Origin of the sequence: Paenibacillus sp. EPM92, assembly GCF_016586185.1 — a bacterium.
GTDB classification, from domain to species: Bacteria; Bacillota; Bacilli; order Paenibacillales; family NBRC-103111; genus Paenibacillus_G; species Paenibacillus_G validus.
In genome coordinates this window covers 16190-42585 of the sequence record NZ_BCPS01000014.1, presented here as the reverse complement: position 1 = coordinate 42585, position 26396 = coordinate 16190, and the positions used below count along the sequence as shown (strand labels likewise).

Here is a 26396-nt window from a genome sequence, read left to right as displayed (position 1 = left end):
GCGCCAAGGCACGATCTTATTTTTTGATCGGAGCCGATCGAGAAGATATCGTACAGGAAGGCATGATCGGGCTGTACAAGTCCATTCGCGACTTCCGCGGCGATAAGCTTGCCTCTTTCAAAGCATTTGCCGAGCTCTGCATTACCCGTCAGATCATCACGGCTATCAAGACAGCCACCCGCCAGAAGCATATCCCACTTAACTCTTACGTTTCCTTGGACAAGCCGATCTACGATGAAGATTCAGATCGAACGTTGCTGGATGTCATTTGCGGTTCCCGCGTATCCGATCCGGAAGAACTGATTATTAATCAAGAGGAATTCAGCGGTCTGGAAGACAAGATGGGCGAGATTTTGAGCGATCTCGAGCGCAAAGTGCTGATGCTGTATTTGGACGGAAGATCCTATCAAGAAATTGCTGTAGATTTGGATCGCCATGTCAAGTCTATTGACAACGCCCTGCAGCGCGTTAAACGCAAATTGGAGAGATATTTGGAAGTTCGCGACGCATAAAGTAGGCACCTTTCCTCTACCCGAGAAGGTGCCCTTTTTTGTGCCGTTGACCGCTGTGGGTGGTTTAACAGCCCCGTTGACGGTCCATACTGGTAATAACGAGCATGACAGGTGTAATCCTTTTTCCTTGACATGAAGTATGCCGTGTGCTAAAGTGTTCAGGTAGCCTTAAAACGAGTAGGCGTTTTTTTGCTGGTCGCATAAGGTTGTAAATCAAAGGCTGGTCCGTAGGAGGTGTACATCATGCGGGTGATCATCACGTTAGCGTGCACAAACTGCAAGCAGAGAAACTATACGTCTTCCAAAAATAAGCGCAACCATCCTGACCGCATGGAGCTCAAGAAATATTGCAAATTTTGCAATGAACAAACGGCTCATCGCGAAACTCGCTAGTTTTTTGGAGGTGTAGTTGTGTCCTTTTTAGCTAAAGTGAAGCAGGGATTCGGCAGCACGTTTTCTTTTTTTGGGGACGCTTGGTCCGAGTTGAAAAAAGTGAAATGGCCCAGCCGTAAAGAGCTGATTAGTTACACGCTGGTCGTGTTGTTTACGGTCATCTTCGTGACGGTGTACTTCTACGTTCTGGACTTAGGGATTTCTGAGCTGCTTCGCCTCGTGTTTCAATAATTCAGGCTGATTGGTGGCGCTAATGGGAATGGAAAAAAGATGGTACGTCGTACATACCTATTCCGGGTATGAAAACAAGGTGAAGGCCAATTTAGAAAAACGTGTGGAATCCATGGACATGAAGGACAAGATCTTTCGCGTGCTCGTGCCTATGGAAGAAGAGCTTGTGAACAAAGACGGTAAGAAAAAGACCGTAATGCGTAAGGTATACCCGGGATACGTGCTGGTGGAGATGATCCAAACGGACGATTCCTGGTATGTTGTGCGCAATACGCCTGGCGTTACCGGCTTTGTCGGGTCGACCGGTTCCGGTTCGAAACCGACGGCTTTGCTTCCTGAAGAAGTAGAGTCGATTCTCAAGCATATGGGCATGGAAGAACCGAAACCGAAGATCGATTTCGAACTGAAAGAGACGGTTCGCGTGAAGGTCGGTCCGTTCGCCAACTTCGTTGGGTCCGTGGAAGAAATTCTGGTCGACAAAAGCAAGCTGAAGGTGCACGTCAATATGTTTGGCAGGGAAACGCCGTTGGAGCTTGACTACCATCAGGTGGAAAAGCTGTAACATGATCGTCTGTCATACTACGAACGAGGAGGTGTCACACAATGGCAAAAAAAGTTATCAAGATGGTAAAACTGCAAGTTCCAGCAGGTAAAGCGAATCCGGCGCCGCCGATCGGTCCGGCACTCGGTCAAGCAGGCGTTAACATCATGGCGTTCTGCAAAGAGTTCAACGCTCGTACCGCAGATCAAGCAGGTTTGATCATTCCGGTCGTAATCACGGTTTTCGAAGACCGTTCTTTCACGTTCGAGACAAAAACGCCTCCGGCTGCCGTTCTTTTGCGCGTAGCTGCAAAGATCGAAAAAGGATCCGGCGAACCGAACAAGAAGAAAGTCGCAACCGTAAAACGCTCGCAAGTGCGCGAAATCGCCGAGCAAAAAATGCCTGACCTGAACGCTGCATCCGTCGAGGCTGCTATGCGTATGATCGAAGGTACGGCTCGCAGCATGGGCGTAGTCATCGAGGACTAATCGAAGGCTGCCATGCTTAAGTTTTCCTCGTCGGAGGAGAACTTCAACCAGTGGGAGGATATTCCGCTAATACCACATAGGAGGACTGCAAAGTGGCTAAACACGGCAAAAAATACTTGGAAGCTTCCAAGTTGATCAACGCCGACACGTTCTATGAGCCGCTCGAAGCTATCGAGTTGGTTAAGAAGACGGCGGTAGCCAAATTCGACGAAACCGTCGAAGTGGCTGTGCGCTTGGGCGTAGACCCAAGAAAACAAGACCAAGCTGTTCGCGGCGTGGTTGTATTGCCTCACGGTACAGGTAAAACCAAACGTGTTCTTGTATTCGCAAAAGGCGAAAAAGCTAAAGAAGCGGAAGCGGCTGGCGCTGATTTCGTAGGCGATCAAGACATGATCAATAAAATCCAACAAGGTTGGTTCGACTTCGATGTCTGCGTAGCTACGCCGGACATGATGAGTGAAGTCGGTAAACTCGGTCGTATCTTGGGTGGTAAAGGTTTGATGCCTAACCCTAAAGCGGGCACTGTTACGTTTGACGTAGCGAAAGCCGTTCAGGAGATCAAGGCTGGTAAAATCGAATACCGTCTGGATAAAGCCGGACAAATCCATGCTCCGATCGGGAAAGTTTCCTTCGACGCCGAGAAGCTCGCAGAAAACTTCAAAGCCCTGATCGACGCGTTGAACAGAGCGAAACCGGCAGCTGCCAAAGGGGTATACCTGAAGAACATCGCGGTATCCTCGACGATGGGTCCGAGCGCTCGCATCAACGTAGCGAACCAACGATAAGGAACAGCTTGCCAGTTGACTTTCAAGGTCAGGCGTGCTAACCTAATTAGGTTCAATAACAAGTGAATATGCTTACCGTAGACAGCAGGTGCTTGGATGCTCCAAGCTTAATCTCCTGCCGAGGTGTTATGATAAACGTTCGATATTCGAAGCTTTACGGCTAGTGAATATGGGAATCATCATGCCTTCGCGTTGTCTGCGAAGGCATTTTCGTTTTTAGGCGAAGATGTTTTCGACAGACGCTCGGCTAGTGCGGACGATGTTTACGATAAGTTTCGGGTTACAAGGAGAATGCTTAGGAAGACGGTTACGGTTTTCTATTGAAAACTTGGCAGATGCTTTCGAAGCAGTTTTCTGACGAAAACTTGTAGGAGGTGCAAAAATGGCAAACGCAAAAATCATTGAGCAAAAAGCGGCTCAGGTGACGGAAGTATCCGAAAAACTGAAAGCAAGCTCCTGCGCGATTGTTGCGGACTACCGCGGTTTGAACGTAGCTCAAGTGACTGAGCTTCGTAAACAATTGCGTGAAGCCGGCATTGAGTTCCAAGTATTGAAAAATACGTTGGTACGCCGCGCGACAGCAACTGCAGAATTGACGGAACTGGACTCGTTCTTGAGCGGTCCTACCGCAATTGCATTCAGCAAAGACGACATTATCGCTCCTGCCAAAATCCTGACGGATTTTGCTAAGAAGAACGATAAATTGGAAGTTAAAGCAGGCGTGGTTGAAGGCAAAGTTGTAGACTTCAATCAAATCAAAGCATTGGCTGAACTGCCTTCCCGCGAAGGTCTTCTGTCCATGTTGCTCAGCGTGCTCCAAGCTCCAGTGCGCAACTTCGCCCTTGCGGTTAAAGCTGTCGCTGAGAAGCAAGAAGGCGGCGCGCAAGCGTAATACAAGCCGTACCTGTGCAAGACCACAAACTAAAACATCTTAATTAAGATAATGGAGGTTTAACCATGAGCAAAGAGCAAATCTTGGAAGCCATTAAAGGCATGACAGTATTGGAACTGAACGACCTGGTTAAAGCAATCGAAGAAGAATTCGGCGTAACTGCAGCAGCTCCAGTAGCTGTCGTTGCAGGCGCTGGCGCAGCAGCAGTCGAAGAGCAAACTGAATTCGACGTCATCTTGAACAACGCTGGTGCATCCAAAATCAACGTTATCAAAGTTGTTCGCGAAATCACAGGCCTCGGCTTGAAAGAAGCAAAAGATCTCGTAGACAACGCTCCGAAAGCGTTGAAAGAGAAAGTATCCAAAGAAGAAGCAGAAGCTGTAAAAGCAAAATTGGAAGAAGCAGGCGCTTCCGTAGAAGTGAAGTAATTAACTTCCAAACGCACCCCTTGTTCGAGGACGACCTCTGCAAGGGGTTTTGCTTTTGTCTGCAAAAAAGAATGGGAGGATTCGCGCATGGCGGAACACTATTACACGTCTAAGCCAAGTGTAGAGCATGATTTGCATCGGATTGAGGAGACGCTGCGCGGGCATAAGTTTGTATTTATGACGGATGCGGGCGTATTTTCCAAAAAAGGTGTCGATTTCGGATCGAAGCTTCTCGTGGAGACGGTTGAATTGACGCCCCAAGCTAAAGTGCTGGATGTTGGATGCGGATACGGGCCGATAGGTCTGGCCGCTGCTTGGATCGCGGCGCAAGGTCATGTCACGATGCTGGATATCAACGAACGAGCGATATCTTTGGCTAGAAGGAATGCGGAGCATAACCGCATTGCCAATGTGACGATTGTACAAAGCGATCTGCTTGCCGCGGTGAAAGGCCAGTTTTTCGATGCGGTGCTTACGAATCCTCCGATTCGTGCAGGAAAAGAGACGGTGCATCGCATATTCGAGCAAGCGCATGAAGCCTTGCTGGAAGGCGGGGCGCTATGGGTCGTCATTCAGAAGAAGCAGGGTGCGCCTTCGGCTTACGCGAAGCTCGAATCTCTCTTTTCGCAAGTGGAAGAAGTGGAACGGGACCGCGGCTATTGGATCATCAAGGCGACGAAATAGCGATAGAACGAGCTGGTGCAATCGCATCTTTCCGTTTTTCGCCGATGATGGGAATTATGTTGACTTGTATTTTGCACTGTGTTATTATAGTAAAATGTCAGCATTATGATTGGGTAATTTGTCTTTAGTTCACTAAAATGTCAAGAAGTTTTTTATGCCTCGGTTGAATAAAATTTAAACATCTGACGTATAATGTTTAGATTTTACGTAAACCCTACAAGGTATGTAGAAAATTGTGGTAACAATGAAGTGAAAAAAAGGTCTATTAATTTGCATCAGGATTAGAAGCTTCTACAAGAAGTTTGACTTCGCGAGTGCATGAGTCGAGAAGGCTTCCCGCAGAGGCTTTTATTTTGTTCTATTGAGTAGACATGAGGGGTGAATCTAAGTTGGCGGGTCATCTTGTTCAATTAGGTCGACGTAAACGCAGGTCTTACGCTCGGATTCATGAGGTTTTGGAAGTGCCAAACCTTATTGAAATTCAACAAAAATCATATCAATGGTTTTTGGATGAGGGATTGCGCGAAATGTTTCAAGATATTTCCCCGATTCAGGATTTTACGGGGAATTTGGTGTTGGAATTTATCGACTATTCTCTCGGAGAGCCGAAGTATTCGGTGGATGAGTCCAAGGAACGCGATGTGACCTTCGCAGCGCCGCTTCGAGTGAAAGTGCGCCTGATCAACAAAGAAACCGGAGAGGTTAAAGAACAGGAAGTGTTCATGGGAGACTTCCCTCTGATGACCGAAACGGGAACTTTCATTATTAACGGTGCGGAACGGGTTATCGTCAGTCAGCTGGTTCGATCCCCCAGCGTCTATTTTAGCACCAAGGTCGACAAAAACGGGAAGAAAACCTATACGGCTACAGTCATTCCGAACCGCGGCGCATGGCTCGAGCTCGAGACGGATGCCAAGGACATTATTTATGTTCGGATCGATCGTACGCGGAAAATTCCGGTTACCGTATTGCTTCGCGCACTCGGCTTTGGAACGGATGCGGAAATTATCGATTTGCTCGGCGACGATGAATATATTCGCAACACCTTGGATAAAGACAATACGGACTCTACCGACAAGGCTCTGATCGAAATTTACGAGCGTCTTCGTCCGGGTGAGCCGCCTACGCTCGATAACGCCAGAAGCTTGCTGGTCGCGCGTTTCTTCGATCCGAAGCGATACGATCTGGCTAACGTAGGCCGTTACAAAATTAATAAGAAGCTTCATATTAAAAATCGCTTGTTCAATCAGCGTTTAGCTGAAACGCTCGTTGACCCGGGCACAGGCGAAATCATTGCGGAAGCCGGTCAGTTGATCGATCGGCGATTGCTCGACACGATTCTTCCATTCCTGGAAGATAGCGTAGGCTTCAAAGAGTACAACATCACGAATGGTGTGGTGGAGAATGATCGTATCCCGCTGCAGTGCATCAATGTTTACTCGCCGATCGAAGACGGCAAAGTCGTGAAAGTGATTGCTAACGGTAAAATCGACAAAACCGTCAAGCACATTACACCTGCCGACATCATTGCGTCTATTAATTACTTTATGGACTTGCTGCATGGAATCGGCAGCACCGACGATATCGACCATCTCGGGAACCGTCGTCTCCGCTCCGTAGGCGAGCTGCTCCAGAACCAATTCCGGATCGGTTTGTCCCGGATGGAGCGTGTCGTTCGTGAACGGATGTCCATTCAAGACGTCAACACGATTACCCCGCAGCAGCTGATCAACATTCGTCCGGTCATTGCGTCGATTAAAGAGTTTTTCGGAAGCTCGCAGTTGTCCCAATTTATGGACCAAACGAATCCGCTGGCCGAACTGACGCATAAACGGCGCTTATCCGCTCTCGGACCAGGTGGTTTGACCCGTGAGCGCGCAGGCTTTGAAGTCCGCGACGTGCATCACTCCCATTATGGACGGATGTGCCCGATCGAGACGCCAGAGGGTCCGAACATCGGTTTGATCAACTCCTTGTCGACGTTCGCGCGCGTGAATGAGTTTGGATTTATCGAGGCGCCTTATCGTCGCGTCGATCCCAACACGGGAGTCGTTACGGATGAGATTTCGTATTTGACCGCCGATGAAGAGGATAACTACGTTGTCGCTCAGGCGAATGCCGAACTGACCGAAGACGGCAAGTTTGCCAACGATACGGTCATTGTTCGTTACAAAGACGATAACTTGAGAATTGCCAAAGACCGCGTCGACTATATGGACGTTTCTCCGAAACAGGTCGTATCCGTCGCGACGGCGCTCATTCCGTTCTTGGAGAACGATGACTCGAACCGTGCCCTCATGGGATCGAACATGCAGCGTCAGGCCGTACCTTTGCTCATTCCGAAGGCGCCGCTCGTCGGGACGGGAATGGAGCATAAGTCGGCGAAAGATTCCGGTGTGTGTATCGTTTCCAAAGTGAACGGGGTTGTAGAGAAGGTTTCCGCCAACGAGATCTGGGTGCGCCGTCAGGAAATTGTAGATGGCCGCGTCGTTAATGGCGATATCATTAAACATAAATTGCATAAATTTTTACGTTCTAACCAAGGGACTTGCATCAACCAACGTCCGATTTGCCATAAAGGCGAGCAAGTCCGTGTCGGCGACATTCTAGCCGACGGGCCTTCGACGGAACAAGGCGAATTGGCGCTTGGCCGCAACGTGGTCGTAGCCTTCATGACATGGGAAGGGTACAACTACGAGGATGCGATTTTGCTGAGCGAACGACTGGTGAAGGAAGATGTGTATACTTCCATTCACATTGAAGAATACGAATCCGAAGCGCGTGACACGAAGCTCGGACCGGAAGAAATTACGCGCGATATCCCGAACGTCGGGGAAGATGCGTTGAAGAACCTTGACGAACGCGGAATTATCCGTGTCGGCGCGGAAATCGCCGCAGGCGATATCCTGGTCGGTAAAGTAACGCCGAAAGGCGTGACCGAGCTGACGGCGGAAGAACGTTTGCTTCATGCGATCTTCGGCGAGAAGGCGCGTGAAGTTCGCGACACGTCCCTCCGCGTGCCGCATGGTACGGACGGTATCGTCGTTGACGTGAAGGTGTTTACCCGCGAGAACGGAGACGAGCTGCCGCCGGGCGTCAATCAACTGGTTCGTGTCTATATTGCCCAAAAACGGAAAATTTCCGAGGGCGATAAGATGGCCGGTCGTCACGGTAACAAAGGTGTCGTTGCCCGCATCTTACCGGAAGAGGACATGCCGTTCCTTCCGGACGGTACGCCTGTTGAAGTTGTTTTGAACCCGCTCGGCGTTCCTTCGCGGATGAACATCGGTCAAGTTCTTGAGGTTCACTTGGGCATGGCTGCGAGATATCTCGGCATCCATACCGCTACGCCGGTATTCGACGGCGCTCGCGAATACGACGTGTTCGATACGATGGAAGAAGCCGGCATGCAGCGCAACGGTAAGACGCTTCTGTTTGACGGCCGCACCGGCGATCCGTTCGAACGGGAAGTTACCGTCGGCGTCATGTATATGATCAAGCTTGCGCACATGGTTGACGATAAAATCCATGCGCGCTCCACAGGTCCATACTCGCTCGTTACGCAACAGCCGCTTGGCGGTAAGGCCCAGTTCGGCGGCCAGCGTTTCGGGGAGATGGAAGTATGGGCGCTTGAGGCCTATGGTGCCGCCTATACGCTGCAGGAAATATTGACCGTTAAATCCGATGACGTCGTCGGCCGCGTGAAAACGTACGAATCGATCGTCAAGGGCGAGAATGTGCCGGAACCTGGCGTACCGGAGTCGTTCAAGGTTTTGATCAAGGAACTTCAAAGCTTGGGGATGGACGTGAAGATTCTCTCCGAGAACGAAGAAGAGATCGAAATGAAAGAAATGGACGACGAAGACGAAGTGACAAGCGACAAGCTGAACTTGAATTTAGAAGGCGCAGAGATGGGTGTAGAGTAAGCTCTGCCAGCAGAATAAGCATTGTGCCTTGGGTGCTAACCGGCATCTAAGGCACATATCGATACGGCGCATGCGTCCGATAGCGTTTTGACAGACAAAACATGGAGGAGGGTTGCTCCTTGATCGACGTCAACAATTTTGAGTTCATGAAAATCGGTTTGGCTTCCCCGGACAAGATCCGTTCGTGGTCCCGCGGCGAAGTGAAGAAGCCGGAGACAATCAACTATAGAACTTTGAAGCCGGAAAAAGAAGGTCTGTTTTGCGAGAAAATTTTCGGACCGACCAAGGACTGGGAATGTCATTGCGGTAAGTACAAACGTGTCCGTTACAAAGGGGTCGTGTGCGATCGCTGCGGCGTTGAAGTGACGCGCCAGAAAGTTCGCCGCGAGCGGATGGGGCATATCGAACTTGCCGCTCCGGTATCTCATATTTGGTACTTCAAAGGTATTCCTAGCCGTATGGGGCTTGCGCTCGATATGTCTCCGCGTTCCTTGGAAGAAATCATTTACTTCGCTTCCTATGTGGTCACCGATCCGGGTGATACGCCGCTGGAGAAAAAACAGCTGTTGTCTGAGAAGGAATACCGCAGCTATCGCGAGAAATACGGCTACGCCTTCCAAGCCGGTATGGGCGCGGAAGCCGTTAAGAAGCTGCTGCAGGATATCGATATCGAGAAAGAAGTCGATATGCTGAAGGAAGAGCTTAAGACGGCCCAAGGTCAACGCCGTAACCGTGCGATTAAGCGTCTTGAAGTCATGGAGGCGTTCCGGAATTCCAAAAATATGCCGGAGTGGATGGTGCTCGACGTACTGCCGGTCATCCCGCCGGAGCTTCGTCCGATGGTTCAGTTGGACGGCGGCCGCTTTGCGACCTCCGACTTGAACGATTTGTATCGCCGCGTGATTAACCGGAACAACCGGTTGAAGCGTCTGCTCGATCTCGGCGCGCCGGACATCATCGTGCAGAACGAGAAACGGATGCTCCAGGAAGCCGTTGACGCTTTGATCGACAACGGCCGCCGCGGCCGTCCGGTAACGGGTCCGGGGAACCGGCCGTTGAAATCCCTCAGTCATATGCTGAAAGGGAAGCAAGGACGTTTCCGTCAAAACCTGCTCGGTAAACGGGTAGACTATTCCGGTCGTTCCGTTATCGTAGTTGGGCCGAGCCTGAAGATGTACCAGTGCGGTCTTCCTAAGGAAATGGCACTTGAATTGTTTAAGCCCTTCGTCATGAAGGAGCTTGTTAATAAAGGTCTTGCGCATAACATCAAGAGCGCGAAGCGCAAAGTGGAACGCGTAAGTCCGGAAGTTTGGGACGTGCTCGAAGAAGTCATTAAAGAGCATCCGGTTCTGTTGAACCGTGCCCCTACCCTTCACCGTTTGGGCATTCAGGCGTTCGAACCGATTCTGGTCGAAGGCCGCGCCATTAAGCTTCACCCGCTCGTCTGTACGGCATACAATGCCGACTTCGACGGCGACCAAATGGCGGTGCACGTGCCGTTGTCGGCGGAAGCGCAGGCCGAAGCCCGCGTACTGATGCTGGCGTCTGGGAACATCTTGAACCCGAAAGACGGTAAGCCGGTTGTTACGCCTTCGCAGGATATGGTTCTCGGAAGCTTCTATCTGACAACGGAGAACAAAAACTCGAAGGGCTCACTAACGATCATTCGTACGGTAGCGGAAGCGGTGTCGATGTATCATCGCGGCGACGCTTCGCTTCATGCCCGTGTTGCGATCCCGGCGAAAGCGCTGGGTAAAACCAGCTTTACGCCAGAGCAGCAGGAAGCGATATTGATTACTACGGTCGGTAAAATCATTTTCAATGAGATTTATCCGAAAGATTTCCCGTATATCAACGAAGCGACGAAAGCGAACTTGTTGAACGGTGTATCCGACAACTATTTCGTGTTCGAGAAGGGCGGAGACATCCGCGCCAAGATGGAAGAGCTGCCGGAGACGAAAGCCGTAGGTAAAGACTACCTCGGTACGATCATCGCAGAATGCTTCCGTCGATATCATACGACCCAAACATCGATCATTCTCGACAATATTAAACAGCTTGGGTTCACGTACTCGACGCGTGCGGGGATTACGATCGCGGTAGCCGACGTTACGGTACCTACCGAGAAGGATCAGATTCTGGCTGAGTCCGACGAGAAAGTCAAAGTCGTGACGAACCAGTACCGCCGCGGTTTGATCACCGATGACGAGCGTTATGATCGTGTCATCGCGATCTGGAGCAAGGCGAAGGACGAAATTACCGATATTCTGATGAAATCGCTCGACAAATACAATTCCATCAACATGATGGTGGAATCCAAAGCACGGGGTAACAAATCGCAGATCACCCAACTGGGCGGTATGCGCGGTCTGATGGCGAATCCGTCGGGTAAAATCATGGAGTTGCCGATCAAATCGAACTTCCGCGAAGGCCTGACCGTCTTGGAGTACTTTATCTCCACGCACGGAGCGCGTAAAGGTTTGGCGGATACGGCGCTTCGTACGGCGGATTCCGGTTACCTGACGCGTCGTCTAGTCGACGTGGCGCAGGACGTTATCGTTCGCGATGAAGACTGCGGTACGGACAAAGGTTTCATGGTCAGCACGATTCGCGACGGGAAAGAGATCATTGAAGATCTGTACGACCGGATTGAAGGCCGTTATTCCTTTGAAACGGTTCGCCATCCGCAAACCGGCGAAATCCTGGTATCCCGCAATGAGCTGATCGAAGCCTCGATCGCTGATAAAATCATCGCGGCGAACGTAGAACGTATTCAAATTCGTTCCGTACTGAGCTGCCGTTCCAAGCATGGCGTATGTAAAAAATGTTACGGACGCAACCTGGCTACGGGTCAACACGTTGAAATCGGGGAAGCGGTCGGTATTATTGCCGCCCAATCCATCGGCGAACCGGGTACCCAGCTCACGATGCGTACGTTCCATACCGGCGGCGTTGCCGGCGACGATATTACACAAGGTTTGCCACGGATTCAGGAGTTGTTCGAGGCTCGGAATCCGAAGGGGCAAGCGATCATTTCGGAGATCGACGGCGTGGTTAAGGAAATTCGCGAAGCGAAAGACCGCCGCGAGATTGAAGTGCAGGGCGAAGCCGAATCCAAAACGTATGCGGTGCCGTACGGCTCTCGGATTCGCGTGACCGTGAACCAGAACGTAGAAGCCGGCGACGAGCTGACAGAAGGCTCCATCGACCCGAAAGAAATGCTGCGCATCAAAGGGATTCGCGGTGTGCAAAACTATATCCTGCAAGAGGTTCAACGCGTTTACCGGAATCAAGGGGTAGAAATCAACGACAAGCACGTTGAGGTTATGATCCGTCAGATGCTGCGCAAAATTCGCATCGTAGATGCCGGTAATACCACGCTGCTTCCAGGTTCGTTCGTCGATATTCATGAATATGAAGAAGCGAACAAGGTGGCGCTCTTTGCAGGCGAAGAACCGGCTGTAGCCAAACCCGTATTGCTCGGGATTACGAAAGCGTCGCTCGAAACCGACTCCTTCTTGTCGGCCGCATCTTTCCAAGAGACGACTCGCGTACTTACGGACGCTGCCATCAAAGGGAAGGTCGACCAGTTGCTCGGCTTGAAAGAGAACGTCATTATCGGCAAACTGATTCCGGCAGGTACGGGAATGAGCCGTTACCGCAATATTCGGATCACCGATCCGAATGCCGAGCCGGAGGATGAACAGACCGACGAGGCGCCGGAAGCAGTAACTGTTGAATAGATTATGAATTGAAATGCGCCGTTTGCTTTCTTGCCATCTGTAAAAATTGCGAGAAAGCGAGCGGCGATTCTTGACACGATATAAGCGAAGTGCTAATATATCAAAGTGTGCCATTTTACATGCCTCGTCACCTGTCATTCGGAGGGGATTCAACCTGAGTCTCGATAAAGTAAAGCAGGCTGCGAAATTGACAATAGGCACCAAGCAAGCGATGAAGCTGGTGGAGCTAGGAGAGGCCACGGAAGTTTTTATTGCTAAAGATGCAGATCCGCGGATCACGATAAAAATGGTTAACCTCTGCAAGAAAATGGGGGTTAAAGTCACTTACGTGGAATCCATGAATATGTTAGGTAAAGCGTGTGGCATCGAAGTAGGCGCCGCTATGGCGGCTGTAGTGAATGAATAAAGAGCCGACGTTTTTGTTCGGGAAAATGCAACAAACTCCCGGGCAAAAACGTTTCCTATGTTCATTTACGATTCGCCTGGATCTGTGGGCTTGAAAAAACGGAAGAACATTCATTTTGAAGGAGGTGGCCACAATGCCAACAATTAACCAGCTCGTTCGTAAAGGACGCCAAGCGAAAGTAGTTAAATCCAAATCCCCAGCTCTTCAAAGAGGCTTCAACGCTTTGAAAAGAGAGCAAACGGATATCAGCTCCCCTCAAAAACGCGGTGTATGTACTCGTGTAGGTACAATGACACCAAAAAAACCGAACTCCGCACTTCGTAAATATGCGCGTGTTCGTTTGACTAACCGTGTTGAGGTAACAGCTTACATCCCGGGTATCGGACACAACCTGCAAGAGCACAGCGTCGTTCTGATCCGCGGCGGTCGGGTAAAAGACCTTCCAGGGGTACGTTACCACATCGTTCGCGGCGCGCTCGATACTGCAGGCGTGAACAACCGTAAGCAAGCTCGTTCCAAGTACGGCGCGAAACGCCCGAAAGTGAAAAAGTAATTTTTTATTTTAAAAAATCGAATGCACTTTTTGAGAAAGGGGGATAACTATGCCTCGTAAAGGTCCAGTTACTCGCAGAGACGTATTGCCAGATCCGGTATACAACAGCAAATTGGTTACTCGTTTGATCAACCGCATCATGATTGACGGTAAAAGAGGAGTAGCACAATCTATTCTGTACAATGCCTTCAATCTGATTCAAGAGCGTACAGGTAAAGATCCGATGGAAGTGTTTGAACAAGCCATCAAGAACATCATGCCTGTCCTCGAAGTCAAAGCTCGCCGTGTGGGGGGCGCCAACTATCAAGTTCCGATCGAAGTTCGTCCGGAGCGCCGCTCCACTTTGGGACTTCGTTGGCTCGTCAACTACTCCCGTCTTCGCGGTGAGAAGACGATGGAAGAAAGATTGGCTGCCGAAATCATGGATGCCAGCAACAACACTGGTGCTTCCGTGAAAAAACGTGAAGATACGCACAAAATGGCTGAAGCCAACAAAGCGTTCGCACACTATCGTTGGTAAAATACAATTCCTATTTTTAGGAAGGAGACAACCTGATGGCTAGACAGTTCTCCTTGAAAGATACGCGTAACATCGGGATTATGGCGCATATCGATGCTGGTAAGACGACTACAACTGAGCGTATCTTGTTCTATACAGGCCGCGTGCACAAAATCGGTGAAGTTCACGAAGGTGCAGCTACGATGGACTGGATGGAGCAAGAGCAAGAGCGCGGAATCACGATTACTTCCGCTGCTACAACAGCTCAATGGAAAGATCACCGCATCAATATTATCGACACCCCGGGACACGTTGACTTCACAGTTGAGGTTGAGCGTTCCCTCCGCGTATTGGACGGAGCAGTAGGCGTATTCAGTGCCAAAGAAGGCGTTGAGCCGCAATCGGAAACCGTTTGGAGACAAGCGGACCGTTATGGTGTTCCACGGATTGCTTATGTCAATAAAATGGACATCATCGGCGCAGACTTCTTGCAAGTTATCGAATCGATGCGCGCGAAGCTTGGTGCGAACGCAGTGGCTATCCAACTGCCGATCGGTGCCGAGAATGATTTCAAAGGCGTTATCGATTTGATCGAGCGTAAAGCCTATGTGTACAAAGACGATTTGGGTAAAGATCCTATTGAGTCTGATGTACCTGCGGAATACGCAGATAAAGTCGAGGAGCTTCGCTCTGAGCTTGTCGAGAAAGTTGCAGAACTGGACGAAGAGCTTATGATGAAATACCTCGAAGGCGAAGAGCTGACGATCGAAGAAATTAAAGGTGCATTGCGCAAAGGCGTTTGTTCCGTTAGTATCTTCCCGGTCATCTGCGGCTCGTCTTACCGTAACAAAGGCGTTCAAATGATGCTGGATGCAGTTATTGATTACCTGCCGTCTCCACTCGATGTACCGGACATCAAAGGTACGCTGGACGACGGTACGGAAGTTGTTCGCAAATCCTCTGACGATCAACCGTTTGCGGCACTTGCGTTCAAAATCATGACGGATCCGTTTGTCGGTAAATTGACGTTCTTCCGCGTATATTCCGGTGTATTGAACTCCGGTTCCTACGTATTGAACGCAACGAAAGGCAAACGTGAACGGATCGGCCGTATTCTCCAAATGCACGCGAACAGCCGCCAAGAGATCAGCGAAGTTTACTCCGGTGATATCGCAGCTGCCGTTGGCTTGAAGGATACCGTTACCGGCGATACGCTGTGTGATGAGAAAAACCCGGTCGTTCTCGAATCCATGAACTTCCCAGAGCCGGTTATCCAGCTCGCAGTTGAGCCGAAAACAAAAGCCGACCAAGATAAAATGGGCGTTGCTTTGGCCAAGCTCTCCGAGGAAGATCCGACTTTCCGCGCACACACGGACGAAGAAACAGGCCAAACGATTATCTCCGGTATGGGTGAGCTTCACCTTGAGATTATCGTTGACCGTATGCTTCGCGAGTTCAAGGTAGAAACTAACGTGGGTAAACCGCAGGTTGCTTACCGTGAAACGTTCCGTCAACCGGCTAGAGTCGAAGGCAAGTTCGTTCGCCAATCCGGTGGCCGTGGTCAATACGGACATTGTTGGGTGGAGTTCGAACCGCTTGAGCCGGGAACTGGCTTCCAGTTCGAAAGCAAAATCGTGGGTGGATCGATTCCTAAGGAATTCGTTGCTCCGATCCAAGCGGGTATTGAAGAGTCTATGAAAAACGGCGTATACGCAGGCTTCCCGCTTGTGGATATCAAAGCTACCGTCGTTGACGGATCTTACCATGACGTCGACTCCTCGGAGATGGCGTTTAAGATTGCCGGTTCGATGGCACTTAAAGCAGCGGCTGAGAAGTGTAAACCGGTATTGCTTGAGCCGATCATGAAAGTCGAAGTTACCGTTCCGGAAGAGTACATGGGCGACGTTATGGGCGACCTGAACTCCCGCCGCGGACGTATCGAAGGTATGGATGCGCGTTTCGGCGCACAAATCATTCGTGCCAAGGTGCCTTTGTCCGAAATGTTCGGTTACTCCACAACTTTGCGTTCCCGTACGCAAGGCCGTGGCGTATACTCGATGGAAATCTCGCACTATGAAGAAGTACCTAAGTCGATTGCGGAAGAAATCGTCGCAAAAAACAAAGGTGCCTAATATAAATCCCATTATCTAAGGAGGCAATCCACTCATGGCAAAAGCGAAATTTGAACGCAATAAGCCGCACGTTAACATTGGTACGATCGGTCACGTTGACCATGGTAAAACAACGTTGACAGCGGCAATCACAACTGTATTGTCGAAAAAATACGGCGGTGCCGCTGTAGCATTTGACCAAATCGATAAAGCTCCAGAAGAGCGCGAGCGCGGTATCACGATCTCCACTGCGCACGTTGAATATGAAACGCCTAACCGCCACTACGCACACGTAGACTGCCCAGGCCACGCCGACTATGTTAAAAACATGATCACCGGCGCAGCGCAAATGGACGGCGCGATCCTGGTTGTATCCGCAGCTGACGGCCCTATGCCGCAAACTCGCGAGCACATCCTGTTGTCCCGCCAAGTAGGCGTGCCTTACATCGTCGTATTCTTGAACAAATGCGACATGGTTGAAGACGAAGAGTTGCTTGAACTGGTTGAAATGGAAGTTCGCGACCTTCTTAACGAGTATGAGTTCCCTGGCGACGACACTCCGATCGTTCGCGGCGCAGCTCGTGAAGCTCTTCAAAACCCAGACGGTCCTTGGGCTGACAAAATCGTTGAGCTGTTCGAGCACATCGACACTTACATCCCAACGCCTGAGCGCGATACAGACAAGCCTTTCCTGATGCCGGTAGAGGACGTGTTCACGATCACTGGTCGTGGTACCGTTGCTACAGGTCGTGTAGAGCGCGGTGTAATTAAAGTCGGCGATGAGGTCGAAATCATCGGTCTTCAAGAAGACACTCGCAAATCCGTTGTTACGGGCGTAGAGATGTTCCGTAAATTGCTTGATTCCGCACAAGCTGGCGACAACGTTGGCGCATTGCTTCGCGGTGTAGACCGTAAAGATATCGAGCGTGGTCAAGTATTGGCTAAACCGGGTTCGGTTAAGCCTCACACGAACTTCACGGCTCAAATCTACGTTCTGACTAAAGAAGAGGGTGGCCGTCACAAGCCTTTCTTCACAGGTTACCGTCCGCAGTTCTACTTCCGTACAACTGACGTTACGGGTATCATCAACTTGCCGGAAGGCACAGAGATGGTTATGCCTGGCGACAACATCACGGTAACGGTTGAGCTGATCTCGCCAATCGCTATCGAAGAAGGTACTCGCTTCGCAATTCGCGAAGGCGGCCGTACAGTTGGCGCCGGTGCCGTTGCTTCCATCCAAAAATAATTGCAGTTTCCAATCCCTTCATCTAAATAGATGAAGGGATTATTTATTTTTAGGCAAAAGTCGCTTTTCTTCTTGCTTTTTGTTTCAACATTTAATATAATAGTGAACGTTGGTCTGTGACGTTGCGATGATGTGAGAGGTTGCTGACACACCCGGCTCCTTTGCCATAGGGGCGGTCGTCAGGAGATTTTCACGGAGTATGTCCGATACTAAATTGGGCGATAGAAGGAGGGAATACTATGGCAAAGCAAAAGATTCGTATTCGTTTGAAGGCTTATGATCACAGAGTTTTGGATCAATCCGCTGAGAAAATTGTGGACACAGCCAAGCGTTCCGGTGCTGGAGTGTCTGGTCCGATTCCGCTTCCAACCGAGAAGCAAATCATCACGATCTTGCGCGCGGTACACAAGTACAAAGATTCGCGCGAGCAATTCGAAATGCGTACGCATAAGCGTTTGATCGATATCGTCAATCCGACGCCGCAAACCGTTGATGCGTTGATGCGTTTGGATCTGCCGTCCGGTGTGGACATCGAAATCAAACTGTAATATACACATTGTGGATAAACTTAAAGCAAGAGAGGAAAAGAGGTGTCAACGATGACTAAAGGTATCTTAGGTAAGAAACTTGGGATGACTCAAGTGTTTACTCCCGAAGGATTGGTTGTACCGGTTACCGTAATCCAGGCAGGTCCTTGCACCGTGCTGCAAAAGAAAGATGCGGAGAATGACGGTTACGAAGCCATCCAAATCGGTTTTGAAGAGAAGAAAGAACACAGAGCGAATAAACCGGAGTTGGGCCATGCGAAGAAAGCTGGAGCAACACCTAAGCGCTACATTAAAGAGATTCGCGGTATTGAGATTGCTGGTTATGAAGTTGGCCAGGAAATCAAAGCCGATCTATTCTCCGAAGGCGAATTCGTTGATGTAACTGGAACATCCAAAGGTAAAGGGTTCCAAGGTAATATCAAAAGACATAACCAATCCAGAGGTCCAATGGCTCACGGTTCCCGTTATCACCGCGGTCCTGGTTCCATGGGTTCGATCCAAGCTAACCGTGTTCCGAAGGGTAAAAAACTGCCAGGACATATGGGTACGGAAACTGTAACTATCCAGAAGCTTGAAGTGGTTAAAGTCGATGCTGAGCGTAACGTGCTCTTGATTAAAGGCTCCATTCCGGGTCCTAAAAATAGCTTCGTAACCGTTAAATCTACGGTGAAGAAGTAAGAAAGCAAGAAAGGAGGATAACAAATGCCAAAAGTAGCAGTATTTAATGTTAGTGGTTCGCAAGTTGGCGAATTGGAATTGGCGGATAGCGTGTTTGGTATCGAACCGCATGCTTACGCGTTAAACCAGGCGGTGCTTTTGCAACGCGCTTCGCTTCGCATGGGAACTCATAAAGTTAAAGGGCGTTCCGAAGTTCGCGGCGGCGGTCGTAAGCCTTGGAAACAAAAAGGTACGGGTCGTGCGCGTCAAGGTAGTATCCGCTCTCCGCAATGGAAAGGCGGCGGCGTCGTTTTCGGACCGACACCTCGCAGCTATTCGTTCAAATTGCCAAAGAAAGTACGTCGCTTGGCGATTAAATCCGCGTTGTCTTCCAAGGTGCTGGCAAGTGAGATTATCGTATTGGATCAGCTTCAATTGGCAGCTCCAAAAACGAAAGATTTCGCAGCGATCTTGAACAACTTGAAAGTAGAACGTAAGGCTTTGGTCGTAACGGCAGCTTATGACGAGAACGTAGCGTTGTCCGCGCGTAATATCCCAGGCGTGAAGTTTGTCGCGGCTGAAGGTATTAATGTGCTTGACGTTATGGTGTACGACAAGCTGATCATTACGAAAGATGCGGTGCAAAAAGTAGAGGAGGTGTTTGCGTAATGAAAAACCCTCGCGATATTATTAAGCGCCCGATCATTACTGAACGTACCAGCGAAATGATGGCTGAGAAGAAATATGTGTTCGAGGTTGATATCCGTTCCAACAAAACGGAAGTCAAACAAGCGATCGAGCAAATTTTCAAAGTGAAAGTAACCAATGTAAATACATTGAGAATGCCGGCTAAGCCTAAGCGTTACGGTCGTTACTCCGGATATACGTCCGAGTGGAAAAAAGCGATTGTTACTCTTACGCCAGACAGCAAAGAACTCGAATTTTTCGAGTCCGTCTAAAGCATAATTTTTGAAGTAAGGAGGGAATCCACGTGCCAATCAAAAAATATAAGCCTACGTCCCCGGCCAGACGTGCGATGTCGGTTTTGACATTCGAAGAAATCACAACATCGACGCCGGAGAAATCGCTTTTGGCTCCTCTGAGCAAAAAAGCGGGTCGTAACAACCAAGGTAAAATTACGGTTCGTCACCAAGGCGGCGGACATAAGCGTAAATACCGCATTATCGATTTTAAACGGAATAAAGATGGAATACCCGGTCGCGTTGCTACAATCGAGTATGATCCGAACCGTTCCGCTAACATCGCGCTGATCCATTACGTGGATGGCGAAAAACGCTACATCATCGCTCCTAAAGGCTTGAAAGTGGGCGACCAAGTCGTATCCGGTCCGGATGCAGACATCAAAGTAGGTAACGCGCTTCCGCTCGAGAATATCCCGGTCGGTACGGTTATCCACAATATTGAGTTGAAACCTGGCAAAGGCGGCCAATTGGTTCGCGCTGCTGGTACAGAAGCTCAGTTGCTCGGTAAAGAAGATCAATACGTAACGATTCGTTTGTCTTCCGGCGAAATGAGAAAAATCCTCAAAGTTTGCCGCGCAACGGTCGGTTCCGTAGGTAACGAAGATTACGAACTTGTCAAAATCGGTAAAGCAGGACGTTCCCGTTGGCTCGGTCAAAGACCGGAAGTTCGCGGTTCCGTCATGAACCCGAACGATCACCCGCACGGTGGTGGTGAAGGCCGCTCCCCGATCGGTCGTAAATCTCCAATGTCTCCATGGGGCAAACCGACGCTCGGATACAAAACACGGAAGAAAAACAAAGCTTCCAACCAATACATTGTACGTCGCCGTACGAAGTAATAGACTTACCGTTTGGCTTAAAGAAGGGAGGAACGAAGCATGGGTCGCAGTTTGAAAAAAGGGCCGTTTATCGATGGCTATCTTTTGAAGAAAGTGGAAGACATGAATGCAGCAACCAAGAAACAAGTGATCAAAACTTGGTCCCGCCGCTCCACTATTTTCCCGCAATTCATCGGACACACATTTGCCGTTTATGACGGTAGAAAGCATGTTCCGGTTTATGTAACGGAAGATATGGTAGGACATAAGCTTGGTGAATTCGCGCCAACCCGTACGTACAAAGGTCACGACGACGATAAGAAAACGGGTAAACGCTAAGATTGAACGTGACATAGATTCAGTTTGTGAACGAGAGGAGGTACATCCATGCAACAAGCTAAAGCCATTGCAAGATACGTACGCATTGCTCCCCGTAAAGCTCAGCTCGTGGTTGACTTGATCCGCGGCAAGCAAGTGGGTGAAGCGATTGCAATTTTGCGTCATACGCCTAAGTCGGCATCTCCGATCATCGAGAAGCTGCTGAACTCGGCCGTTGCGAATGCGGAGCATAACTACTCCCTGGATCCTAACAGCCTGGTGATTTCCCAAGTGTTTGTCGATCAAGGACCGACTTTGAAGAGATTCCGTCCTCGCGCTATGGGTCGTGCGAGCCGCATCAATAAACGTACCAGCCACATTACATTAGTGGTATCTGAGAAATAAGGAGGGACAACGTGTGGGCCAAAAAGTAAACCCGGTAGGACTTAGAATCGGTATTATTCGCGATTGGGAGTCCAAATGGTATGCCGGCAAAGATTTCGGCGATTTGTTGATGGAAGACGTTAAAATTCGCGAATATTTGAAGCAAAAATTGAAAGAATCCGCCGTTTCCCGCATCGAAATCGAGCGTGCGGCTAACCGCGTGAACGTTACGATTCATACGGCGAAACCAGGTATGGTTATCGGTAAAGGCGGTTCCGAAGTAGAAGTGATCCGCGCCTACCTGTCCAAGCTGACGAACGGCAAGAAAGTACACATCAATATCAGTGAAGTAAAATCCCCTGACCTGGATGCGATTCTGGTCGCTGAGAGCATTGCACAACAATTGGAGCGTCGCGTATCGTTCCGTCGTGCGTTGAAACAAGCGATTCAAAGATCGATGAGATCCGGCGCTAAAGGGATTAAAACATCGGTTAGCGGTCGTTTGGGCGGAGCGGAAATCGCCAGAACGGAAGGCTACAGCGAAGGTACGGTGCCGCTGCACACGCTGCGTGCGGACATCGACTACGGAACGGCTGAAGCTCACACCACGTACGGACGGATCGGCGTAAAAGTTTGGATCTATCGTGGCGAAGTTCTTCCAACGGCTAAGAAAAAGGCTGCTACGGAAGGAGGCAACTAATCATGTTAGTTCCTAAACGTGTAAAACACCGCAAAGAGCACCGCGGCAGCATGAGCGGTCGCGCAAAAGGCGGTCAGGAAGTACATTTCGGCGAATACGGTTTGCAAGCTGTGGAACCGGCTTGGGTAACCAACCGTCAAATCGAAGCTGCCCGTATCGCGATGACTCGTTATATTAAGCGGGGCGGTAAAGTTTGGATCAAAATTTTCCCTTCCAAACCGATTACCCAAAAGCCGCTTGAAGTTCGGATGGGTAGCGGTAAAGGTAACGTAGAGAAATGGGTTGCAGTCGTAAAACCAGGTAAAGTTCTGTTCGAACTTGCCGGCGTTAGCGAAGAAATCGCCCGTGAAGCTATGCGTCTCGCCTCTCACAAGCTGCCGATCAAGACGAAGTTTGTGAAAAGAGAAGAACTGGGTGGTGAAGCAAATGAAAGCTAGTGAATTTCGCAACTTAACCACTGCTGAGATCGAACAAAAGATTGCCGGATTTAAAGAGCAACTCTTTAACCTCCGTTTTCAACTGGCTACAGGTCAACTGGATAATCCCGTACAGATTCAAAAAGTACGCAAAGAGATTGCTCGGGCAAAGACTGTTTTGCGTGAAAGAGAATTGGGAATCACTAGTTAATGAATTTGAGAGGAGGATCTCGCAATGGCTGAACGCAACGAGCGCAAAACGCAAGTGGGCAAAGTCGTGAGCGACAAAATGGATAAAACCATCGTTGTTGCTGTAGAAACTTACAAAAAACACGATTTGTATCACAAGCGCATTAAATATACGAAGAAGTTCAAAGCGCATGATGAGAACAACGAAGCTAAAATCGGCGATGTTGTAAAAATCATGGAAACTCGTCCGCTCTCCAAGGATAAACGTTGGAGATTGGTTGAAGTGGTTGAAAAAGCGGTTATCGTTTAATATATGCATCTGGCATCAATTCCGGAAGGAGGGAATACACAATGATTCAACCATTTACTCGATTGAACGTAGCTGACAACTCTGGTGCGAAGTCGCTGATGTGTATCCGTGTGTTGGGTGGTACGGGTCGTCGTACAGCTAACATTGGCGATTTGATCATCTGCTCGGTGAAAGAAGCAACACCAGGCGGCGTTGTCAAAAAGGGTGACGTTGTTAAAGCTGTAGTGGTACGCACGAGACGCGGTGCTCGTCGTAAGGACGGATCCTACATCAGCTTTGACGAGAATGCAGCGGTTATCGTAAAAGAAGATAAGAGCCCGCGCGGCACACGTATCTTTGGACCGGTAGCTCGTGAACTTCGTGACAGAGACTTCATGAAAATCGTTTCTCTGGCGCCTGAAGTTATCTAATTGATCGAAACAGATGCTGGCTTTCAATCGAAAGCCTAAGATTTTTCTTACGAAGCGGTTTTCTAACGAAAGCCTGTAGGAGGTGTAAATCCAAATGCCAAAACAACCGAAAAAACTCGAGTCCCACAACAATAAATTGCACGTCAAGAAAGACGACACGGTTTTTGTTATCACAGGTAAAGACAAAGGGAAGAAAGGCCGCGTAATCGCAGCTTACCCACGTCAAAACCGCGTGCTGGTCGAGGGCGTAAACATGATCAAGAAACATGCGAAACCTTCGCAAGCAAATCCGCAAGGCGGAATTCTTACGCAAGAGGCTCCAATTCACGTTTCCAACGTGATGCTGGTTGATCCGAAAAGCGGCCAACCGACTCGTATTGGTTACAAAGTATTGGATAGCGGTAAAAAAGTTCGCGTTGCGAAAAAATCCGGCGAGATTATCGATTAATTGAGAAGGTAAGAAAGGAGGTACACAAACTCATGGCAGCAAGAATGAAAGATCGTTTTCTGAACGAAGTTACACCAGCGTTGATCCAAAAGTTCAACTACACCACGGTTATGCAAGTTCCGAAAATCGAGAAAGTGGTTATCAACATGGGTGTGGGCGAAGCGGTTTCCAACTCCAAAGTGCTTGATACCGCCGTTTCCGATCTTCAGTTGATCGCCGGTCAAAAACCGGTTATCACAAGAGCGAAAAAATCCATCGCAGGCTTTAAACTGCGTGAAAATATGCCAATCGGCGTGAAAGTAACGCTGCGCGGCGAGCGTATGTATCACTTCCTGGACAAACTGTTCAACGTGGCCCTTCCGCGCGTACGTGACTTCCGCGGCGTATCCACGAAAGCTTTCGACGGCCGCGGTAACTACACGCTTGGCTTGAAAGAGCAGCTCATTTTCCCTGAAGTTGAGTATGACAAAGTGGACAAAGTCCGCGGTATGGACATCGTAATCGTCACAACGGCGAAAACAGACGAAGAATCCCGCGAATTGCTGACGCAGCTCGGCATGCCGTTCGCGAAATAATTAGCTTACGATACGGGTTTCACTGGAACCTATGGAGGTGTTAACGAGAGTGGCAAAAACTTCGATGAAGATTAAGCAGCAGCGTGCTCCGAAATTTAAAGTGCAGGCATATACGCGCTGCGAACGCTGCGGTCGTCCCCATTCGGTATTGCGTAAATTCAAAATTTGCAGAATTTGCTTCCGCGAATTGGCATACAAAGGTCAAATTCCTGGCGTTAAAAAAGCAAGCTGGTAAAACTCAAAGTTTCGGGAAGGAGGTTTACAACACATGGTTATGTCCGATCCAATTGCAGATATGCTTACACGCATTCGCAACGCTAACGTTGTTCGTCATGAGACTGTGGAAATTCCGGCTTCGAAGATCAAGCGCGAGATCGCTGAGATCCTCAAGAAGGAAGGCTTCATCCGTGACGCTGAATATATCGAAGACAGCAAGCAAGGTATCATTCGCTTGTTCCTGAAATACGGCTCCAACAATGAGCGTGTTATCACAGGATTGAAAAGAATCAGCAAACCAGGTCTTCGCGTTTATGCGAAAAGCCAAGAAGTACCTCGCGTACTGGGCGGCCTCGGCATCGCGATTCTCTCGACGTCCAAGGGCGTTATGACAGATAAAGAAGCTCGTCAATCGAAAGCTGGCGGAGAGGTTATCTGCTACGTTTGGTAATATCGATTTTTAAAGAACGGAGGTGCACAACATGTCCCGTATTGGTCGCAAACCAATCACGATCCCTAGCGGAGTTAACGTAACACTTGACAACACATTGATTACGGTTAAAGGACCGAAAGGAACTTTGAGCCGTGAACTGCACAAAGATATGAAAGTAAGTGTTCAAGAAGACGTCATCAACGTAGAGCGTCCTTCTGACAATAAATTGCATCGCTCCCTTCATGGTACGACGCGCAGCGTCGTTCAGAACATGGTGAGCGGGGTAACTGACGGTTTCGTCAAAAATCTCGATCTCGTTGGCGTAGGTTACCGTGCGAACAAATCCGGCAACAAGCTGGTTTTGAACGTTGGTTACTCTCACCCGGTTGAAATCGAGCCGGCAACTGGCATTGAGTTCGAAGTGCCAACCAACACGAAAATCATCGTAAGAGGAATCGATAAAGAGCTGGTCGGTGCTACCGCAGCTAAAATCCGTTCCGTACGTGAACCTGAGCCGTATAAAGGCAAAGGAATTAAGTACGAAGGCGAACGTATTCTTCGTAAAGAAGGTAAAGCCGGTAAGAAGAAATAAGGCAGCTTAAGAGTCTAAGCTGAACCGATTGCTTCGACATCGATCTCGAAAGGAGTGACCTCGAATGATTACTAAAAGCGACAAGAACAAAGCGCGTTTGAAAAGACATCTTCGCGTTCGTAAGAAAATTCAAGGAACGGCTGAGCGCCCGCGCCTCAACATTTTCCGTTCTTCCAAGCATATGTACGCTCAATTGATCGACGATGTGAAGGGCGTAACAATCGCTGCTGCTTCCACACAAGATAAAGAGCTGAAAGAAGGCCTCGGCAACGGCGGCAACGTAGACGCAGCAGCTAAAGTCGGTTCTTTAATCGCAGAACGTGCGAAAAAAGCCGGCGTTGTGAAGGTCGTTTTCGACCGCGGCGGATACTTGTACCATGGTCGTGTTAAAGCACTTGCAGACGCTGCTCGCGAAGCAGGTCTTGAATTCTAAACCAATCTACACATAAGGAGGTAAAAGACTTGCGTATTGATCCCAATACTTTAGAGCTGACTGAAAAAGTCGTTCACATTAACCGCGTTGCTAAAGTTGTAAAAGGCGGTCGTCGTTTTAGCTTTAGCGCACTTGTTGTTGTGGGCGATGGCAAAGGTTGGGTAGGCGCTGGAATCGGTAAAGCTTCCGAGGTACCTGATGCGATTCGTAAAGGTATCGAAGATGCTAAGAAAAACCTGATCCATGTTCCTATCGTCGGAACAACAATTCCTCACCTGGTGACCGGACATTTTGGCGCGGGTAGAGTTCTTTTGAAACCTGCTTCCAAAGGTACAGGAGTTATTGCAGGCGGTCCGGTTCGTGCGGTGCTTGAGCTGGCGGGCGTAGGCGACATCTTGACGAAGTCGCTTGGATCCTCGAACTCCATCAACATGGTTAACGCTACACTGGAAGGCTTAGAGCGCCTGAAGCGTGCGGAAGATGTTGCTAAGCTTCGCGGTAAAACCGTAGAAGAACTTTTAGGTTAGG

The 26396-nt window shown here is 49.4% G+C and carries 35 protein-coding genes and 1 other annotated feature; all 35 genes read left to right on the top strand.

Translation table 11 applies throughout. The features are described 5' to 3' along the window. Nucleotides 1-512: RNA polymerase sporulation sigma factor SigH (gene sigH, locus JMF85_RS02615; RefSeq protein ID WP_201317690.1), on the top strand; the 512-nt coding region annotated here is incomplete at its 5' end. A gap of 243 nt (nt 513-755) precedes the next feature. Next, nucleotides 756-905, top strand: a complete 150-nt coding sequence (gene rpmG, locus JMF85_RS02610; RefSeq protein WP_014372565.1) for a 50S ribosomal protein L33 — start codon at nt 756-758, stop codon at nt 903-905. 18 nt (nt 906-923) lie between these two features. Next, nucleotides 924-1136 (top strand): preprotein translocase subunit SecE, encoded by a 213-nt coding sequence (gene secE / locus JMF85_RS02605; protein WP_127608809.1) that lies wholly within the window; start codon nt 924-926, stop codon nt 1134-1136. A gap of 28 nt (nt 1137-1164) precedes the next feature. Continuing rightward, nucleotides 1165-1698 (top strand): transcription termination/antitermination protein NusG, encoded by a 534-nt coding sequence (gene nusG / locus JMF85_RS02600; protein ID WP_127608810.1) that lies wholly within the window; start codon nt 1165-1167, stop codon nt 1696-1698. Between the two features lie 41 nt (nt 1699-1739). Continuing rightward, nucleotides 1740-2165 (top strand): 50S ribosomal protein L11, encoded by a 426-nt coding sequence (gene rplK / locus JMF85_RS02595; protein ID WP_127608811.1) that lies wholly within the window; start codon nt 1740-1742, stop codon nt 2163-2165. A gap of 92 nt (nt 2166-2257) precedes the next feature. Beyond that, nucleotides 2258-2950 carry a 50S ribosomal protein L1 gene (rplA, locus tag JMF85_RS02590; protein WP_054799676.1) on the top strand — a complete coding sequence of 231 codons (693 nt, stop codon included), beginning with the start codon at nt 2258-2260 and terminating at the stop codon, nt 2948-2950. Between the two features lie 57 nt (nt 2951-3007). Next, nucleotides 3008-3172 (top strand) — a sequence feature (ribosomal protein L10 leader region). A gap of 160 nt (nt 3173-3332) precedes the next feature. Next, nucleotides 3333-3842 carry a 50S ribosomal protein L10 gene (gene rplJ, locus JMF85_RS02585; RefSeq protein WP_054797079.1) on the top strand — a complete coding sequence of 170 codons (510 nt, stop codon included), beginning with the start codon at nt 3333-3335 and terminating at the stop codon, nt 3840-3842. Nucleotides 3843-3907: 65 nt separating this feature from the next. Next, nucleotides 3908-4270, top strand: coding sequence for a 50S ribosomal protein L7/L12 (rplL, locus tag JMF85_RS02580; protein ID WP_054797080.1), 363 nt, complete (start codon nt 3908-3910; stop codon nt 4268-4270). Nucleotides 4271-4357: 87 nt separating this feature from the next. After that, nucleotides 4358-4954, top strand: a complete 597-nt coding sequence (locus JMF85_RS02575; RefSeq protein WP_127608812.1) for a class I SAM-dependent methyltransferase — start codon at nt 4358-4360, stop codon at nt 4952-4954. Between the two features lie 371 nt (nt 4955-5325). Beyond that, on the top strand, nt 5326-8880 hold the full coding sequence (rpoB, locus tag JMF85_RS02570) for a DNA-directed RNA polymerase subunit beta (RefSeq protein WP_127608813.1): 3555 nt from the start codon (nt 5326-5328) through the stop codon (nt 8878-8880). A 119-nt stretch (nt 8881-8999) separates the two neighbouring features. Beyond that, nucleotides 9000-12623 (top strand): DNA-directed RNA polymerase subunit beta', encoded by a 3624-nt coding sequence (gene rpoC, locus JMF85_RS02565; protein ID WP_141336118.1) that lies wholly within the window; start codon nt 9000-9002, stop codon nt 12621-12623. 154 nt (nt 12624-12777) lie between these two features. Next, entirely contained in the window at nt 12778-13029 is a 252-nt protein-coding gene (locus tag JMF85_RS02560) for a ribosomal L7Ae/L30e/S12e/Gadd45 family protein (RefSeq protein WP_127608832.1), read from the top strand. A 133-nt stretch (nt 13030-13162) separates the two neighbouring features. Further along, the gene (gene rpsL / locus JMF85_RS02555; protein ID WP_054797081.1) at nt 13163-13582 is read left to right on the top strand and encodes a 30S ribosomal protein S12; all 420 of its coding nucleotides are present in this window, start codon (nt 13163-13165) and stop codon (nt 13580-13582) included. 49 nt (nt 13583-13631) lie between these two features. Continuing rightward, entirely contained in the window at nt 13632-14102 is a 471-nt protein-coding gene (gene rpsG, locus JMF85_RS02550; RefSeq protein WP_054797082.1) for a 30S ribosomal protein S7, read from the top strand. Nucleotides 14103-14137: 35 nt separating this feature from the next. Next, nucleotides 14138-16213, top strand: a complete 2076-nt coding sequence (gene fusA, locus JMF85_RS02545) for an elongation factor G (protein ID WP_155615618.1) — start codon at nt 14138-14140, stop codon at nt 16211-16213. Between the two features lie 34 nt (nt 16214-16247). Continuing rightward, nucleotides 16248-17438: an elongation factor Tu gene (gene tuf, locus JMF85_RS02540; protein WP_127608816.1), complete on the top strand. Its 1191-nt coding sequence runs from the start codon at nt 16248-16250 to the stop codon at nt 17436-17438. A 239-nt stretch (nt 17439-17677) separates the two neighbouring features. Continuing rightward, nucleotides 17678-17986, top strand: a complete 309-nt coding sequence (rpsJ, locus tag JMF85_RS02535) for a 30S ribosomal protein S10 (protein WP_013921163.1) — start codon at nt 17678-17680, stop codon at nt 17984-17986. Between the two features lie 51 nt (nt 17987-18037). Next, entirely contained in the window at nt 18038-18664 is a 627-nt protein-coding gene (rplC, locus tag JMF85_RS02530) for a 50S ribosomal protein L3 (protein WP_201317689.1), read from the top strand. 24 nt (nt 18665-18688) lie between these two features. After that, complete coding sequence (gene rplD / locus JMF85_RS02525) at nt 18689-19312, top strand: 50S ribosomal protein L4 (RefSeq protein WP_054799675.1); 624 nt, start codon at nt 18689-18691, stop codon at nt 19310-19312. Continuing rightward, nucleotides 19312-19602: a 50S ribosomal protein L23 gene (rplW, locus tag JMF85_RS02520; protein WP_127608817.1), complete on the top strand. Its 291-nt coding sequence runs from the start codon at nt 19312-19314 to the stop codon at nt 19600-19602. Before rplD ends, rplW begins: the two co-directional genes overlap by 1 nt. Before the next feature lie 32 nt (nt 19603-19634). Next, entirely contained in the window at nt 19635-20465 is an 831-nt protein-coding gene (gene rplB / locus JMF85_RS02515) for a 50S ribosomal protein L2 (RefSeq protein WP_127608818.1), read from the top strand. Nucleotides 20466-20504: 39 nt separating this feature from the next. Continuing rightward, nucleotides 20505-20783 (top strand): 30S ribosomal protein S19, encoded by a 279-nt coding sequence (gene rpsS, locus JMF85_RS02510; RefSeq protein WP_054799674.1) that lies wholly within the window; start codon nt 20505-20507, stop codon nt 20781-20783. A 48-nt stretch (nt 20784-20831) separates the two neighbouring features. Then, nucleotides 20832-21167 (top strand): 50S ribosomal protein L22, encoded by a 336-nt coding sequence (gene rplV / locus JMF85_RS02505; protein ID WP_054797086.1) that lies wholly within the window; start codon nt 20832-20834, stop codon nt 21165-21167. Nucleotides 21168-21180: 13 nt separating this feature from the next. After that, nucleotides 21181-21846 (top strand): 30S ribosomal protein S3, encoded by a 666-nt coding sequence (gene rpsC / locus JMF85_RS02500; protein ID WP_054797087.1) that lies wholly within the window; start codon nt 21181-21183, stop codon nt 21844-21846. Between the two features lie 2 nt (nt 21847-21848). Further along, complete coding sequence (rplP, locus tag JMF85_RS02495) at nt 21849-22283, top strand: 50S ribosomal protein L16 (protein WP_054797088.1); 435 nt, start codon at nt 21849-21851, stop codon at nt 22281-22283. After that, entirely contained in the window at nt 22273-22473 is a 201-nt protein-coding gene (gene rpmC / locus JMF85_RS02490; protein ID WP_013921153.1) for a 50S ribosomal protein L29, read from the top strand. Before rplP ends, rpmC begins: the two co-directional genes overlap by 11 nt. Nucleotides 22474-22497: 24 nt before the next feature. Further along, entirely contained in the window at nt 22498-22761 is a 264-nt protein-coding gene (gene rpsQ, locus JMF85_RS02485) for a 30S ribosomal protein S17 (RefSeq protein ID WP_054797089.1), read from the top strand. Nucleotides 22762-22802: 41 nt separating this feature from the next. Continuing rightward, entirely contained in the window at nt 22803-23171 is a 369-nt protein-coding gene (gene rplN, locus JMF85_RS02480; protein WP_054797090.1) for a 50S ribosomal protein L14, read from the top strand. Between the two features lie 94 nt (nt 23172-23265). Beyond that, on the top strand, nt 23266-23619 hold the full coding sequence (rplX, locus tag JMF85_RS02475) for a 50S ribosomal protein L24 (protein ID WP_218029647.1): 354 nt from the start codon (nt 23266-23268) through the stop codon (nt 23617-23619). 32 nt (nt 23620-23651) lie between these two features. After that, nucleotides 23652-24194 carry a 50S ribosomal protein L5 gene (gene rplE / locus JMF85_RS02470; protein ID WP_054797111.1) on the top strand — a complete coding sequence of 181 codons (543 nt, stop codon included), beginning with the start codon at nt 23652-23654 and terminating at the stop codon, nt 24192-24194. Nucleotides 24195-24243: 49 nt separating this feature from the next. After that, on the top strand, nt 24244-24429 hold the full coding sequence (locus tag JMF85_RS02465) for a type Z 30S ribosomal protein S14 (protein ID WP_113022649.1): 186 nt from the start codon (nt 24244-24246) through the stop codon (nt 24427-24429). Nucleotides 24430-24462: 33 nt separating this feature from the next. Next, on the top strand, nt 24463-24861 hold the full coding sequence (rpsH, locus tag JMF85_RS02460) for a 30S ribosomal protein S8 (RefSeq protein ID WP_054797092.1): 399 nt from the start codon (nt 24463-24465) through the stop codon (nt 24859-24861). Nucleotides 24862-24892: 31 nt separating this feature from the next. Further along, nucleotides 24893-25435 carry a 50S ribosomal protein L6 gene (rplF, locus tag JMF85_RS02455; protein ID WP_127608819.1) on the top strand — a complete coding sequence of 181 codons (543 nt, stop codon included), beginning with the start codon at nt 24893-24895 and terminating at the stop codon, nt 25433-25435. A gap of 64 nt (nt 25436-25499) precedes the next feature. Continuing rightward, a complete protein-coding gene (gene rplR, locus JMF85_RS02450) occupies nt 25500-25868 on the top strand; it encodes a 50S ribosomal protein L18 (protein WP_127608820.1) in 369 nt (122 codons plus the stop codon). A gap of 29 nt (nt 25869-25897) precedes the next feature. Continuing rightward, a complete protein-coding gene (gene rpsE, locus JMF85_RS02445; RefSeq protein WP_127608821.1) occupies nt 25898-26395 on the top strand; it encodes a 30S ribosomal protein S5 in 498 nt (165 codons plus the stop codon). Nucleotide 26396: the final 1 nt, after the last annotated feature.

What these genes read in the sequence shown, in the direction of transcription:
- rpmG (WP_014372565.1), top strand. Translation starts at nt 756, where the DNA reads ATGCGGGTGATCATCACGTTAGCGTGCACAAACTGCAAGCAGAGAAAC.
- nusG (WP_127608810.1), top strand. Translation starts at nt 1,165, where the DNA reads ATGGAAAAAAGATGGTACGTCGTACATACCTATTCCGGGTATGAAAAC.
- rplK (WP_127608811.1), top strand. Translation starts at nt 1,740, where the DNA reads ATGGCAAAAAAAGTTATCAAGATGGTAAAACTGCAAGTTCCAGCAGGT.
- rplJ (WP_054797079.1), top strand. Translation starts at nt 3,333, where the DNA reads ATGGCAAACGCAAAAATCATTGAGCAAAAAGCGGCTCAGGTGACGGAA.
- rplL (WP_054797080.1), top strand. Translation starts at nt 3,908, where the DNA reads ATGAGCAAAGAGCAAATCTTGGAAGCCATTAAAGGCATGACAGTATTG.
- JMF85_RS02575 (WP_127608812.1), top strand. Translation starts at nt 4,358, where the DNA reads ATGGCGGAACACTATTACACGTCTAAGCCAAGTGTAGAGCATGATTTG.
- rpoB (WP_127608813.1), top strand. Translation starts at nt 5,326, where the DNA reads ATGAGGGGTGAATCTAAGTTGGCGGGTCATCTTGTTCAATTAGGTCGA.
- rpsL (WP_054797081.1), top strand. Translation starts at nt 13,163, where the DNA reads ATGCCAACAATTAACCAGCTCGTTCGTAAAGGACGCCAAGCGAAAGTA.
- rpsG (WP_054797082.1), top strand. Translation starts at nt 13,632, where the DNA reads ATGCCTCGTAAAGGTCCAGTTACTCGCAGAGACGTATTGCCAGATCCG.
- fusA (WP_155615618.1), top strand. Translation starts at nt 14,138, where the DNA reads ATGGCTAGACAGTTCTCCTTGAAAGATACGCGTAACATCGGGATTATG.
- tuf (WP_127608816.1), top strand. Translation starts at nt 16,248, where the DNA reads ATGGCAAAAGCGAAATTTGAACGCAATAAGCCGCACGTTAACATTGGT.
- rpsJ (WP_013921163.1), top strand. Translation starts at nt 17,678, where the DNA reads ATGGCAAAGCAAAAGATTCGTATTCGTTTGAAGGCTTATGATCACAGA.
- rplC (WP_201317689.1), top strand. Translation starts at nt 18,038, where the DNA reads ATGACTAAAGGTATCTTAGGTAAGAAACTTGGGATGACTCAAGTGTTT.
- rplD (WP_054799675.1), top strand. Translation starts at nt 18,689, where the DNA reads ATGCCAAAAGTAGCAGTATTTAATGTTAGTGGTTCGCAAGTTGGCGAA.
- rplW (WP_127608817.1), top strand. Translation starts at nt 19,312, where the DNA reads ATGAAAAACCCTCGCGATATTATTAAGCGCCCGATCATTACTGAACGT.
- rpsS (WP_054799674.1), top strand. Translation starts at nt 20,505, where the DNA reads ATGGGTCGCAGTTTGAAAAAAGGGCCGTTTATCGATGGCTATCTTTTG.
- rplV (WP_054797086.1), top strand. Translation starts at nt 20,832, where the DNA reads ATGCAACAAGCTAAAGCCATTGCAAGATACGTACGCATTGCTCCCCGT.
- rplP (WP_054797088.1), top strand. Translation starts at nt 21,849, where the DNA reads ATGTTAGTTCCTAAACGTGTAAAACACCGCAAAGAGCACCGCGGCAGC.
- rpmC (WP_013921153.1), top strand. Translation starts at nt 22,273, where the DNA reads ATGAAAGCTAGTGAATTTCGCAACTTAACCACTGCTGAGATCGAACAA.
- rpsQ (WP_054797089.1), top strand. Translation starts at nt 22,498, where the DNA reads ATGGCTGAACGCAACGAGCGCAAAACGCAAGTGGGCAAAGTCGTGAGC.
- rplN (WP_054797090.1), top strand. Translation starts at nt 22,803, where the DNA reads ATGATTCAACCATTTACTCGATTGAACGTAGCTGACAACTCTGGTGCG.
- rplX (WP_218029647.1), top strand. Translation starts at nt 23,266, where the DNA reads ATGCCAAAACAACCGAAAAAACTCGAGTCCCACAACAATAAATTGCAC.
- rplE (WP_054797111.1), top strand. Translation starts at nt 23,652, where the DNA reads ATGGCAGCAAGAATGAAAGATCGTTTTCTGAACGAAGTTACACCAGCG.
- rpsH (WP_054797092.1), top strand. Translation starts at nt 24,463, where the DNA reads ATGGTTATGTCCGATCCAATTGCAGATATGCTTACACGCATTCGCAAC.
- rplF (WP_127608819.1), top strand. Translation starts at nt 24,893, where the DNA reads ATGTCCCGTATTGGTCGCAAACCAATCACGATCCCTAGCGGAGTTAAC.
- rplR (WP_127608820.1), top strand. Translation starts at nt 25,500, where the DNA reads ATGATTACTAAAAGCGACAAGAACAAAGCGCGTTTGAAAAGACATCTT.